This window comes from Mycolicibacter senuensis (assembly GCF_003284925.1).
Classification (GTDB): Bacteria; Actinomycetota; Actinomycetes; order Mycobacteriales; family Mycobacteriaceae; genus Mycobacterium; species Mycobacterium algericum_A.
Genome location: NZ_QMEX01000097.1, coordinates 1 through 13914, shown reverse-complemented (window position 1 = coordinate 13914; position 13914 = coordinate 1). Strand labels below are relative to the sequence as shown.

Below are 13914 nucleotides of genomic sequence, written 5' to 3'. Positions count from 1 at the left end.
CCTCCACCACCGCGGCGGCGATTCTGCTGGGACGGGCGGCCGGGCTGCCGGCGAAGGCACTGCCGGCGGTGCTGGTGCCGCCGATGGCGTTGTCCCGCATGGTGCTGGGGGTGCACTATCCCAGCGACGTGGCCACCGGCGTCGTCGTCGGAGCCGCGGTCGCCGCGGCCGCGATCCGCCTGGACAACTCGGGAGGCGCCGGATGAGTGCACACGTGGACGGCCGGGCGCCCGAGACGGGCCCGCCGGCGAACCTGGTCACCGGCATCATCAAGGCGATGCGGCCCCGCCAGTGGGTGAAGAACGTCCTGGTGCTGGCCGCGCCGCTGGCCGCGCTCGGCGGTGACGTGCACTACGACTACGCCGATGTCGCCGGCAAGGCGCTGATCGCGTTCGTGGCGTTCAGCCTGGCGGCCTCGGCGGTGTACCTGGTCAACGACGCCCAGGATGTCGAGGCCGACCGCGCGCACCCGACCAAGCGGTTTCGCCCGATCGCGGCCGGGGTGGTCCCGGTGGGGCTGGCCTACGGCTTGGCGGCGGTGCTGGGACTGGCGTCGCTGTTCATCTCGTGGTCGCTCAGCCTCAGCCTTGCGCTGGTGATGGCGATCTATCTGGCCATGCAGCTGGCCTACTGCTTCGGGCTGAAACATCAAGCGGTGCTGGACATCTGCATTGTGTCGTCGGCGTATCTGCTGCGGGCGATCGCCGGCGGCGCGGCCGCCGACATCTATCTGTCGCAATGGTTCCTGCTGGTGATGGCGTTCGGGTCACTGTTCATGGTGGCCGGCAAGCGCTACGCCGAACTGCAACTCGCCGAGCAGACCGGCGCCAAGATCCGCAAGTCGCTGGAGAGCTACACCGGTACCTACCTGCGGTTCGTCTGGACGGCCTCGGCCACCGCGATGCTGGTCTGCTACAGCCTGTTCGCCTTCGAGCGCGACAACGGTTCCGGCTCGTGGTACGCGGTGACCATCATCCCGATCATCGTCGCGATTCTGCGCTACGCGGTCGACGTCGACGGCGGCATGGCCGGTGAGCCCGAGGACATCCTGCGGCGCGACCGGGTGCTCCAGCTGATGGCGCTGGCCTGGATCGGAACCATCGGTGCTGCCGTCGTTTTCGGCTAGCCGAGGGCTGCGGACACCGGACCCCCGGGTCCGGCCGTTGGGCTGGCCGGCGGTCGCCTACACCCCGTCGGTACGACTGAGTTCGTGGGCGGCGGTGGCCGTCGTGCTGCTGCTGTTCGGGGTCGGGGCATGGCGGCGGCGCTGGATCTCCGATGACGGGCTGATCGTGTTGCGCACGGTGCGGAACCTGTTGGCCGGCAACGGCCCGGTGTTCAATGCCGGCGAACGGGTGGAGGCCAACACCTCCACGGTCTGGACCTACCTGATGTACCTCGGTAGCTGGCTCGGCGGGCCGATGCGCATGGAGTACATCGCGCTGGTGTTCGCCCTGGCACTCAGCCTGGCCGGGGTGGCGCTGCTGATGCTGGGCACCACCCGGCTGTACGCACCCAACCTGCAGGGTCGCCGCGCGCTGCTGCTGCCGGCCGGGGCGCTGGTCTACATCGCGCTGCCGCCCGCCCGCGACTTCGCCACCTCCGGGCTGGAGAGCGGGCTGGTGCTGGCCTACCTGGGCCTGCTGTGGTGGATGCTGGTCTGCTGGTCGCAGGCGCTGCGGATGCCACGGTCGCGGGCCCGTGGCCCGGTGTTCACTGCGTGGCTGGCCTTCGTCGCCGGCGCCAGCGTGCTGGTGCGTCCCGAGCTGGCGCTCATCGGCGGCGGCGCACTGATCATGCTGCTGATCGCGGCGCCCCGGCAGTGGCGGCCCCGGGCACTGATCCTGGTGGCCGGCGGCGCGCTTCCGGTGGCCTACCAGATCTTCCGGATGGGCTACTACGGGTTGCTGGTGCCCGGTACCGCGCTGGCCAAGGACGCCGCCGGCGACAAGTGGTCGCAGGGCATGATCTATCTGGCGAACTTCAACGCGCCCTACGCATTATGGGTGCCCGCCGTGCTGTTGACGGCGCTGGGGGCGGCGCTGTGGGTGGGCGCCGCGGTGCGCCGCCGCCCGCGGCGTCCGGTGCCGCGCGGTGTCGGCAGGTGGGCGCGGCTGGTGCAGAGCCCGGCGGCGGTGGTCTGCTTCTTCGTGATCAGCGGATTGCTGCAGGGCGCCTACTGGATCCGCCAGGGCGGCGACTTCATGCACGGCCGAGTGCTGCTGGCGCCACTGTTCTGCATGCTGGCCCCGGTGGCCGTCATCCCGGTGCTGCTGCCCGACGGTGCGCGTTTCCACCGGGAGGCCGGCTACCCGCTCAGCGGCGCCGTCGGCCTGCTGTGGGTGGCGGTGGCCGGCTGGGCACTGTGGGCGGCCAACTCGCCCGGGATGGGCTACGACGCCACCCGGGTCACCTACTCCGGGATCGTCGACGAGCGGCGGTTCTATTCGCAGGCCACCGGCCACGCCCACCCGCTGACCGCCGCGGACTATCTCGGCTACCCGCGGATGCGCGCGGTACTGGCCACCATCGAGGCCACCCCGGACGGGGCGCTGCTGTTGCCATCGGGCAACTACGACCAGTGGGACGTCGTCCCGGTCATCCTGCCGCCGCCCCCGGGGATCGGCGTGCCCACCGATCCTCAACCCGGTGACACCGGACCGCACACCGTGTTCTTCACGAACCTGGGCATGTTGGGCATGAACACCGGCCTCGACGTCCGGCTGCTCGACCAGATCGGCTTGGCCAATCCGATTGCGGCGCATACCGAACGGCTCGACCACGGCCGGATCGGCCACGACAAGGACCTGTTCCGGGACTTCGTGGTGGCCGACGGCCCGTGGGTCAAGTGGTATCCGCTGATCCCGGGTTACCTGGACCAGGACTGGGTCGCGCAGGCCGAGGCGGCGTTGCGCTGCCCCGACACCGCCGCCGTGCTGGGCTCGGTGCGCGCCCCGATGGGCCCGCGCCGGTTCCTGTCCAATGTGCTGCACGCGGCGAGCTACACCCGGTACCGCATCGAGCGGGTGCCGCGCGACGAGCTGATCCGTTGCGGTCTGGCCGTACCCGAGCCGACCCGCCCGCCCTACACCGGGATGCCGCCCGACGTGCCGTGACGGTATGTGTTCGGCGGTTCCGAAAATGTGATGGACGTCATGCCGCGTCGGCCGCAGCTACCCCGCGCGGTCGGTCCCACCGGCTCGTATGGTGGCGCGAGCGCAATATGGCGGTCGCCGCAGAAACCGGCGTCCGGCCCATTCGGCGGGTGGTGGCAGAAGTCTAAGAGCCCGATCTCGGCCTTCTGTGGTTGACTACACCGGCACTGTCGCGCACGCGCGCGCAGATCTGGCCCGGCTCGGGCCCACGTTATGAGCACGGCAACGAGACGAATGAGGATGCCCAGGATGAAGTTGCTTGACAGGTTGATGGTCGCCGCCTTCGGCGCGGCCCTGCTTGCGGGGTTGGTTGGTGCCGCCGGTGGTACCGCGGAGGCCAACGCCTTCTCCCGGCCGGGTCTGCCGGTCGAGTACCTCCAGGTGCCCTCGGCGGCGATGGGCCGCGACATCAAGGTCCAGTTCCAGCCGGGCGGCTCGGACTCCCCGGGGCTGTACCTGCTCGACGGCATGCGCGCCCAGGACGACTTCAACGGCTGGGACATCAACACCCCGGCGTTCGAGTGGTACCTCAACTCGGGCATCTCGGTGATCATGCCGGTCGGCGGGCAGTCCAGCTTCTACAGCGACTGGTACAAGCCGGCCTGCGGCAAGGCGGGCTGCTCCACCTACAAGTGGGAGACCTTCCTGACTCGTGAGCTGCCGGCCTACCTGGCGTCGGAGTACGGCGTGAGCCAGAGCCGCAACGCCGCGGTCGGCCTGTCGATGGCCGGTTCGTCGGCGATGACGCTGGCCATCTACCACCCGAACCAGTTCACCTACGCCGGTTCGCTGTCGGGCTACCTCAACCCGTCCACCGGGAAGGGCTGGATCGGCCTGTCGATGGGCGACGCGGGTGGCTACAAGAAGAACGACATGTGGGGCGACGACAACGACCCGGCGTGGCTGCGCAACGACCCGACCGTCAATGTCGACAAGCTGGTCGCCAACAACACCCGGCTGTGGGTCTTCTGCGGCAACGGCAAGGCCAACGAACTGGGCGGCGACAACATCCCGGCCGTCTTCCTGGAGCAGAACTTCATGATCGGCGCCAACAAGAAGTTCCAGGAGCTCTACACCGCTGCCGGCGGCAGCAACGCGATCTTCAACTTCCCCGAGTACGGCACGCACTCCTGGGAGTACTGGGGTCAGCAGTTGCAGGCGATGAAGCCGGACCTGCAGAGCCACCTGGGCGCTACCCCGAACAGCGGCGAGAGCACCGGCTCGGGCGAGTAGTCAGCAGCAACGATGTACCGCCGACGGCGGCGACCTGCGGGTCGCCGCCGTCGACCGTTTTCTGTCCTGCCCGCCGGTGCCGTGTGATTGACTACCTTGCGGAGTCAGGGCGCGCGACCAGCGGCGGGTGACACCACGAAATCTGTGCCGACGAGCGAGGTGGGTATGAGCGGACTGTCGAAGTTGTGGCGGGCACTGTGCGTGACCGTGCTGACCCTGGGCATGTGGGGCGGTGGCGCGATCGTCGGTTCCAGCGCTCAGGCCGCACCGTACGAGAGCCTGATGGTGCCGTCGCCGTCGATGGGCCGCGATATCCCGGTGGCGTTCCTCAACCAGGGCCCGCACGCGGTCTACCTGCTCGACGCCTTCGACGCCCACCCCGAGGTGAGCAACTGGGTGACCGCGGGCAACGCGATGAACACCTTGGCCGGCAAGGGTGTCTCGGTGGTCGCACCGGCCGGCGGCGCCTACAGCATGTACACCAACTGGGAGCAGGACGGCAGTAAGCAGTGGGACACCTTCCTGTCCAGCGAGCTGCCGGACTGGCTGGCGGCCAACCGGGGCCTGGCGCCGGGCGGGCACGGCGTGGTCGGCGCGTCCCAGGGCGGCTACGGCGCGCTGGCGCTGGCCACCTTCCACCCCGACCGGTTCGGTTTCGCCGGCTCGATGTCGGGATTCTTGAACCCGTCGCACACCACCGAGAGCGGTGTCATCAGCGCCGGCCTGGAGAACTTCGGCGGCGTCGACCCGTACGGCATGTGGGGCGCGCCGCAGCTGGGTCGCTGGAAGTGGCACGACCCGACGGTGCACGCCACCCTGCTGGCGCAGAACAACACCCGGGTCTGGGTTTACGCCCCGATGGGCGGCGCTTCCAACCCGGCCGCGATGATCGGCGACCCGGCCGAGGCGGCCGGCAGCGGGCGGTTCTTCAACATGCAGTACCGCCAGGCGCGCGGCCGCAACGGCCATTTCGACTTCTCCGGCGGTGACAACGGCTGGGGTTCGTGGTCGTCGCAGCTGGGGGCGATGGTCGGCGACATCGTCGGCGCGATCCGGTGACTCTGCGTTGACGTAGTCCTGCGTGACGTAGTCCTGCGTTGACAGTGCACTCAGGGCGCAAAAGTGCGAGTAAGCCGCGCCCACAGTACAGCGTCAACGTGTGGTCCAGGCGGCCCTGACGCGGCGGAGGATGTCGTCGCGGCGGTGTTCCTTGAGGACCTTGATGTGCGTCCAGCCCCGTTGCCGGATGTACTCCAGCCGGGTGGCATCCCAGACGTACTGCGCCCGGTCGGTGCGATGATGCTCGCCGTCGTACTCGACCGCGAGCATGAGGTCTTCCCACCCCATATCCAGAAAGTATTTCGGGAGACCGCCCGGCCCCGGGACCGGGATCTGGGTGGTCGGGCGGGGAAAGCCGCCGTTGATCAACAGCAGCCGTAACCGGGTCTCTTTCGGCGATTCGGCGCCGGCGTCGACGAGGTCGAGCGCGCACTCGAGCTGACGCAGACCGCGGGTATGGCGGTGGCGCCGGGCCAGATCGAGCACCTCGGCGGTGTGGAAGCGGGTGGCGTTGGCCAGCGCGTCCAGCCGGGCGACCGCCTGGCCTAGGCTCCCACGCCGCCCCAGGTCGAAGGCCGTCCGCGCCACCGTGGTCACCGCCATGCCGCGGCGGAGTTGCTGCTCGCCGGGGAGCAGTAGGTCATTGCGGGTCAGCACGCCGGCCGGAGGCCGGGTGTTGGGCGAGATCAGTTCGATCGGAACGGTGGCATCGACCCATTTGGCGCCGTGCAGCGCAGCGGCCGCGGCCCCGGCGACCACCGCCTGGCCGCCGGACCACAGCCAGGCGGCGACCGTGCGCTGCAGCAGGCTCGGGCGGGTGCGTGCCGGCAGGTACACATTCGGGAGCACCGCGACGTGATGGCGACGTAACTCGTAGCGGGTCAGGTCACCGGCCGCCAACGCCGCACTGCCGAGAAAGGGCATCTGGGGATCCGTCATGCCCAGATGGTGGCCGCGGCGGCTCCCAGCGCGTCGACGGTGATCCACAGCACCACCGATCTCGCGTTGACGCTGCGCTCAGGGCGCAAGAGTGCGAGTAACCACCGCCCTCAGCGCAGCATCAATGGTGAAAGCCGGCGATCTGTACCGTTATAGGCGATATGGCCAAGAAAGCACGCAAGTCCACCGCGAAATCCCCCCGTAAATCCCCGGCGAAAGCACTGCGCAACCGGCGGCGCGTGCTGGCGTGGGTGGCCGCCGGTGCGATGGCCCTGGCGGTGGCGCTGGTGGCGGTGGTCGTGGTGATCTGGATCCGGCACCCCGGCTCGCCGCCGATCGCGGATCAGCCGTCGGAGGGCGTGCCGCCGACCAGTTCGGCGCCGCCGCGGGCCAAGAAGCCCCGCCCGGCCTACCAGGACGCCAGCTGCCCGGACGTGCAACTCGTCTCGGTGCCCGGCACCTGGGAGACCTCGCCCACCGACGATCCGCTGAACCCCACCCAGTTCCCCATTGCGCTGTTGCTCACCGTCACCCGCCCGATCGCCGAGCAGTTCGACGCCTCCCGGGTACAGACCTACACGGTTCCCTACACCGCGCAGTTCCACAATCCGTTGTCGGCCGACAAGCAGATGAGCTACAACGACAGCCGCGCCGAGGGCACCCGCAACACCATCAAGGCGATGACCGAGATGAACGAGAAGTGCCCGTTGACCAGCTACGTGCTGATCGGCTTCTCGCAGGGCGCGGTGATCGCCGGTGATGTGGCCAGCGACATCGGCAACGGGCGCGGCCCGGTCGACGAGGACCTGGTGCTGGGAGTGACGCTGATCGCCGACGGCCGCCGCCAGGAGGGTCCCGACAGCGGTATCAATGTGCCGCCGACCCCGCCGGGGCAGGGCGCCGAGGTGACCCTGCACGAGCTGCCGATCCTGTCCGGGATGGGGCTGACCATGACCGGCGCGCGCGAGGGGGGCTTCGGCGACCTGGCCGAGCGCACCAACGAGATCTGCGCGCGCGGTGACCTGATCTGCGCCGCCCCGCAAGAGGCGTTCAGCATCGGGAAGCTGCCGGCCACCCTGGAGACGCTGGCCGGTGGCGCCGGTCAGCCGGTGCACGCGTTGTACGGCACCACCGAGGTCTGGAGCCAAGATGGCCTGTCCGCCACGCAGTGGACGCTGAACTGGGCGCGCGAGCTGGTGGACAACGCCCCGCATCCGCCACACGGCTGAATCTGGCGAAGTTGGAGCCGCCGCGCGTGAACCCCTACATGGCCGTCAGACGCGGTACCGTTTGATTTGGCACACGCCGCGCCGACCTCTAACATTAAGAAGAATTTAAGAGCATGCGGCTCATGGCCGCGGGACCAGCAGCAGGCGTCGAGGGGTATCGGAATCCCGCTACCATCTGTGAGGTCCCGGGCCCGCGCGACGGACCACACCACGCGGCCGGCCGCGCCCGGCAGCCGACTGAACGTATGTTCGCGACAGGAGATTTTGCATGGCCCCGGCACCAGCACAGGCCGCATACCACAACCCGTTCGTAAAGGACGGCAAGATCCGGTTCCCGGAGAACGCCAACCTGGTGAAGACCGTCGAGCGCTGGGCCGCACTGCGCGGGGAGAAGGTGGCCTACCGCTTCCTGGACTACTCCACCGAGCGTGACGGCGTGGCCCGTGAGCTTTCCTGGTCGGAGTTCGGCGCCCGCAACCGCGCGGTGGCGGCCCGCCTGCAGCAGGTCACGCAGCCGGGTGACCGGGTGGCGATTCTGTGCGGGCAGAACCTGGACTACCTGGTGTCGTTCTTCGGGATCCTGTACTCCGGGCGCATCGCGGTGCCGCTGTTCGACCCGGGCGAGCCCGGCCACGTGGGCCGGTTGCACGCGGTGCTCGACGACTGCACCCCGTCGGCGGTGCTGACCACCGCCGATTCCGCCGAGGGGGTGCGCAAGTTCTTCCGCAGCCGCCCGGCCAACGCCCGGCCGCGCGTCATCGCGGTCGACGCGGTGCCCGCCGAGGTGGGATCGACCTGGGTGATGCCCGAGTACGACCGAGACACCATCGCCTACCTGCAGTACACCTCCGGCTCCACCCGCACCCCGACCGGCGTGCAGATCACCCACCTGAACCTGCCCACCAACGTCGTCCAGTTGCTGGATTCCCTCAAGGGCCGCGAAGGCGACCGGGGCGTCAGCTGGCTGCCGTTCTTCCACGACATGGGCCTGGTCACCATTCTGCTGTCGAGCGTGCTCGGTCAGCAGTTCACCTTCATGAGCCCGGCAGCCTTCGTGCGCCGGCCGCACCGGTGGATCCGCGAGCTGGCCCGCAAGGAGGGCGAGACCGGTGAGGTCTACTCGGCGGCTCCCAACTTCGCCTTCGAGCACGCCGCGGCCCGCGGGCTGCCCAAAGAAGGCGACCCGCCGCTGGACCTGAGCAACGTCAAGGCGATCCTCAACGGCAGCGAGCCGGTCTCGGCGGCGTCGCTGCGGAGGTTCAGCGAGGCGTTCGCTCCGTACGGCTTCCGGGAAGAGGCGATCAAGCCGTCCTACGGGCTGGCCGAAGCCACCTTGTTCGTCTCCACCACCCCGCCCGAGGAGGGCCCGCGGATCATCTACGTCGACCGCGAGGAGCTCAACAACGGCAACCGGTTCGTCGAGGTCCCCGAGGACGCCCCGAACGCGGTCGCGCAGGCCTCGGCCGGCCGGGTCAGCGTCGACCAGTGGACGGTGATCGTCGACTACGACACCGCCACCGAGCTGCCCGACGGTCAGATCGGCGAAATCTGGCTGCAGGGCAACAACATGGGCAGCGGCTACTGGAACCGCGAGCAGGAGACCATCGACACCTTCAAGAACGTGCTGAAGGCGCGAAACAGCCCATCGCGGGCCGAGGGCGCCGATGAGAACGGCTTCTGGGTGCGTACCGGCGACTACGGCGCCTACTACCAGGACGAGCTCTACATCACCGGTCGGGTGAAGGACCTGGTGATCATCGACGGCCGCAACCACTATCCGCAGGACCTGGAGTACTCCGCGCAGGAGGCCAGCCGGGCGCTGCGCACCGGCTACGTCGCGGCGTTCTCGGTGCCGGCCAACCAGCTACCGGCCGAGGCGTTCGACAACCCGCACTCCGGGCTGAAGTTCGACCCCGAGGACAGCTCCGAGCAGTTGGTGATCGTCGCCGAGCGCGCCCCGGGCGCCCACAAGCTGGATCACCAGCCCATCGCCGACGACATCCGGGCGGCGATCGCGGTGCGCCACGGTGTGACCGTGCGTGACGTGCTGCTGGTGTCGGCGGGGTCGGTGCCGCGCACCTCCAGCGGCAAGATCGGCCGGCGTGCCTGCCGGGCCGCCTACCTGGACGGCAGCCTGCGCGGCGGCACCACCGGTCCCAACGCCTACCCCGACGAGGCCTGAGTCCGATGAGTGAGGCACCGCAGATGACCGGCGACGACGCAGCATTGCGCGGCACCAGCCGCACCGACCTGTCCGTCGCCGACATGCGGGCCTGGCTGCGCAACTGGGTGGCCAATGCCACCGGGCAGCCGCCGGAGAAGATCAACGAGACCGCCCCGCTGATCGAACTCGGGTTGTCCTCGCGCGACGCGGTGGCGATGGCTTCTGACATCGAGGACTTCACCGGCGTGACCCTGTCGGCCACGGTGGCGTTCCGGCACCCGACGATCGAGGCGCTGGCCACGGTGATCATCGAGGGCGAGCCGGTGGTCGTCGATCATTCCGGCGACGAGGACTGGTCGCGTGAGGCCGATGTCGACGACATCGCCGTGGTCGGTCTGGCCACCCGCTTCCCGGGCGACATGAACTCTCCCGAGGAGACCTGGGAAAAACTGCTGGCAGGGTTCGACGCGATCACCGACCTGCCCGAAGGCCGTTGGAGCGAGTTTCTGGCGGAGCCGCGCATCGCCGAGCGGGTCGCCAAGGCCCGCACCCGCGGTGGCTATCTGTCCGACATCAAGGGGTTCGACGCCGAATTCTTCGCGCTGTCGAAGATGGAAGCCGACAACATCGACCCGCAGCAGCGGATGGCGCTCGAATTGACTTGGGAGGCACTGGAACACGCCCGCATCCCGGCGTCGAGCCTGCGCGGCGAAGCGGTCGGGGTGTACATGGGCTCGTCCAACGGCGACTACCAGAACCTGGCGCTGTCCGACCCGAGCATCACCCACCCGTATGCCATCACCGGTAACGCCAGCTCCATCATCGCCAACCGGGTCAGCTACTTCTACGACTTCCGCGGACCGTCGGTGGCCGTCGACACCGCCTGCTCGTCGTCGCTGGTGGCGGTGCACCAGGGCGTGCAGGCGCTGCGCAACGGCGAGGCCGACGTGGTGGTGGCCGGCGGCGTCAACGCGCTGGTCACCCCGCTGGTGACGGTCGGCTTCGACGAGGTCGGCGGCGTGCTGGCCGCCGATGGCCGGATCAAGTCGTTCTCCTCCGACGCCGACGGCTACTCGCGCGCCGAAGGCGGCGGTGTGCTGGTGCTCAAGCGGGTCGACGACGCCCGCCGCGATGGCGACCAGATCCTCGCGGTGATCGCCGGCTCCGCGGTCAACCACGATGGCCGCTCCAATGGGCTGTTGGCGCCCAACCCGGACGCGCAGGAAGCCGTGCTGCGCAAGGCCTATAAGAACGCCGGCATCGACCCGCGCACCGTCGACTACATCGAGGCGCACGGCACCGGCACCATCCTGGGTGACCCGATCGAGGCCGAGGCGCTGGGCCGGGTGGTCGGCCGCGGCCGCGCCGCTGACAAGCCCGCGCTGCTGGGCGCAGTGAAATCCAATGTGGGACACCTGGAGTCGGCAGCCGGAGCGGCCAGCCTGGCCAAGATCGTGCTTGCGTTGCAGCACGACAAGATCCCGCCGTCGATCAACTACGCCGGCCCCAATCCCTACATCGACTTCAACGCCACCCACCTGCAGGTCGCCGACACCGCCACCGACTGGCCCCGCTACGGCGGTTACGCGGTGGCCGGGGTGTCCGGCTTCGGTTTCGGCGGGGCCAACGCGCACCTGGTGGTGCGCGAGGTGCTGCCGCGCGACGTGGTGGAAAAGGAAGCTCCCAGCGAGCCCGAAGAGCCTGTCGCCGAACAGGATCCGGTGCTCGAGCACGAGGCGCCCCGCTTCGACGAGTACGGCGAGTTCATCCATGACGAGCCGGCCGCGACCGGCGACGAGGACTACCCGCTGCCCGGGCTGACCGAGGAGGCGGTGCGACTACGCGAGGCCGCACTGGCCGAGCTGGCGGCCCGCGAGCCCGCAAAACCCCTGATTCCGCTGGCGATTTCGGCCTTCCTGACCTCACGCAAGAAGGCCGCCGCTGCGGAGTTGGCCGACTGGATCGACAGCGAGGAAGGCCGGGCCACCCCGCTCGAGTCGATCGGCCGGGCGCTGTCGCGACGCAACCACGGCCGGTCTCGCGCGGTGGTGCTGGCCCACGACCACGACGAGGCCGTCGCCGGTCTGCGGGCGGTCGCCGAGGGCAAGTCGAAGCCCAACGTCTACTCCGCCGACGGCCCGGTGACCAACGGGCCGGTGTGGGTGCTGGCCGGATTCGGTGCGCAGCACCGCAAGATGGGCAAAGAGCTCTATCTGCGGGATCCGATCTTCGCCGAGTGGATCGAACGCGTCGACGCGCTGATCCAGGACGAACGCGGCGTCTCGATCCTGGAGATGATCCTCGACGACGCGGTGGACTACACCGGCGACACCGTCGAGTACCCGATCGAAGCGGTCCAGCTGGTGATCTTCGCGATCCAGATCGCGCTCGGCGAACTGCTCCGCGCGCACGGCGCCACGCCGGGGGCCATGATCGGCCAGTCGCTGGGCGAGCCGGGCGCCGCCTACTTCGCCGGCGGCCTCTCGCTGCGCGACACCGTCCGGATCATCGTGCCGCGCGCCCGGTTGATGGGCGAGGGCGAGGCGATGCTGTTCGGCGAGTACATCCGGCTGATGGGGCTGGTCGAGTACTCCGCCGAGGAGATCAAAACCGTTTTCGCCGACTTCCCCGACCTCGAGGTCTGCGTCTACGCCGCACCAACTCAGACCGTGATCGGCGGACCGCCCGAGCAGGTCGATGCGATCATCGCCCGCGCCGAGGCCGAGGGCCGCTTCGCCCGCAAGTTCGCGACCAAGGGCGCCAGCCACACCGCCCAGATGGACCCGCTGCTGGGCGAATTCACCGCGGACCTGCAGGGCATCGAGCCGATGCCGCTGGCCTGCGGCTACTTCTCCACCGTGCATGAGGGCAGCTATATCCGTCCCGGCGCCGAGCCGATCCACGACGTCGACTACTGGAAGAAGGGCCTGCGCCACTCGGTGTACTTCACCCACGGGGTGCGCAACGCCGTCGACAACGGTTACACCACCTTCTTGGAGCTGGCGCCCAACCCGGTGGCGCTGATGCAGGTGGGGCTGACCACTGCCGACGCCGGGCTGCCCGACGCCCAGCTGATCGCCACCCTGGCCCGCAAGGCCGACGAAGTCGACTCGATGACGATGGCGATGGCCCAGCTCTACGTCCACGGCCACGACCTGGACATCCGCACGCTGTTCCCGCGGCACACCCAAGGCCCGGTCGGCCCCGAGGAGTTCGCCAACATTCCGCCGACCCGGTTCAAGCGCAAGCCGCACTGGCTCGACGCCCGCTTCTCCGGTGACGCCACCGGTGTCATGCCCGGTTCGCACATCGCGACCCCGGACGGCAGGCACATGTTCGAGTTTGCCCCGCGCGGTGAGACCGATCTGGCCGCGCTGGTGAAAGCTGCTGCGGCAGCAGTGCTTCCGGATGCCACGCTGGTGGCCTCCGAGCAGCGGGCGGTGCCGGCCGAGGGTTCGCGGCTGGTGACGACGTTGAGCCGGCACCCGGGCGGGGCGTCGGTGCAGGTGCACTCCCGCATCGGTGAGTCGTTCACACTGGTCTACGACGCGCTGGTGTCGCGCGGCGGTGCGGGCGGCGTGGCGCTGCCGATGGCGGTCGGAGCCGGGACGGCGATTGCCGCCGAGGGTTCCGGAGCATCCGTTGCGGCGCCGGCCGAACCCGAGGTCGACGATGCCGAGATCCTGCATGACAACCTCACCCAGGGCGCGAACCTGGGCGCCGGCTTCGCCAAGTGGTCACCGGATTCCGGCGAGACCATCGCCGACCGGCTCGGCGCGATCGTCGGCGGGGCAATGGGTTACGAGCCCGAGGACCTGCCGTGGGAGGTCCCGCTGATTGAGCTGGGCCTGGATTCGCTGATGGCCGTACGGATCAAGAACCGGGTCGAATACGACTTCGATATGCCGCCGATTCAGCTGACCGCGGTCCGCGACGCCAATCTCTACAACGTCGCCGAGATGATCAAATACGCGGTCGAGCACCGCGACGAGGTCCAGGCGCTGCATGAACACCAGAAGACCCTGACGCCCGAGGAGATCGCCGCCGAGCAGGCCGCGCTCATCTCCGGTGCCACGGTGTCCAGCGTGACCGCGCCGGCACCGGACCCGCAGGCCGAGCCCGAAACCGATGCCGC

General features: G+C 69.3%; 9 protein-coding genes. 8 read left to right on the top strand and 1 reads right to left on the bottom strand.

The genetic code is table 11. From position 1 onward, the window contains the following. The 5 genes from DQP56_RS17860 to DQP56_RS17840 form a co-directional block, all read left to right on the top strand. Positions 1-206 (top strand): phosphatase PAP2 family protein (locus DQP56_RS17860; RefSeq protein WP_133258962.1); only part of this gene is annotated, 206 nt, incomplete at its 5' end. Then, complete coding sequence (locus tag DQP56_RS17855) at positions 203-1126, top strand: decaprenyl-phosphate phosphoribosyltransferase (RefSeq protein ID WP_112687656.1); 924 nt, start codon at positions 203-205, stop codon at positions 1124-1126. The genes DQP56_RS17860 and DQP56_RS17855, both read left to right, overlap by 4 nt. Further along, positions 1104-3116 carry a terminal beta-(1->2)-arabinofuranosyltransferase gene (gene aftB, locus DQP56_RS17850; protein WP_112687654.1) on the top strand — a complete coding sequence of 671 codons (2013 nt, stop codon included), beginning with the start codon at positions 1104-1106 and terminating at the stop codon, positions 3114-3116. The genes DQP56_RS17855 and aftB overlap by 23 nt, the downstream gene beginning before the upstream one ends. Before the next feature lie 288 nt (positions 3117-3404). Further along, positions 3405-4388 carry an esterase family protein gene (locus tag DQP56_RS17845; protein ID WP_112687652.1) on the top strand — a complete coding sequence of 328 codons (984 nt, stop codon included), beginning with the start codon at positions 3405-3407 and terminating at the stop codon, positions 4386-4388. A 165-nt stretch (positions 4389-4553) separates the two neighbouring features. Continuing rightward, positions 4554-5447: an esterase family protein gene (locus DQP56_RS17840; protein WP_112687650.1), complete on the top strand. Its 894-nt coding sequence runs from the start codon at positions 4554-4556 to the stop codon at positions 5445-5447. A 93-nt stretch (positions 5448-5540) separates the two neighbouring features. Here DQP56_RS17840 and DQP56_RS17835 read toward each other — a convergent pair whose 3' ends face one another. Then, positions 5541-6386 (bottom strand): endonuclease domain-containing protein, encoded by an 846-nt coding sequence (locus DQP56_RS17835; protein WP_165825060.1) that lies wholly within the window; start codon positions 6384-6386, stop codon positions 5541-5543. A 161-nt stretch (positions 6387-6547) separates the two neighbouring features. Here DQP56_RS17835 and culp6 point away from each other — a divergent pair, with 161 nt between their 5' ends. The 3 genes from culp6 to pks13 all read left to right on the top strand — a co-directional run. Next, positions 6548-7615: a carboxylesterase Culp6 gene (culp6, locus tag DQP56_RS17830; protein ID WP_112687648.1), complete on the top strand. Its 1068-nt coding sequence runs from the start codon at positions 6548-6550 to the stop codon at positions 7613-7615. 268 nt (positions 7616-7883) lie between these two features. Further along, on the top strand, positions 7884-9797 hold the full coding sequence (gene fadD32 / locus DQP56_RS17825) for a long-chain-fatty-acid--AMP ligase FadD32 (RefSeq protein WP_112687646.1): 1914 nt from the start codon (positions 7884-7886) through the stop codon (positions 9795-9797). Positions 9798-9802: 5 nt separating this feature from the next. Next, a partial coding sequence (pks13, locus tag DQP56_RS17820; RefSeq protein WP_435673879.1) for a polyketide synthase Pks13 occupies positions 9803-13914 on the top strand: 4112 nt, incomplete at its 3' end.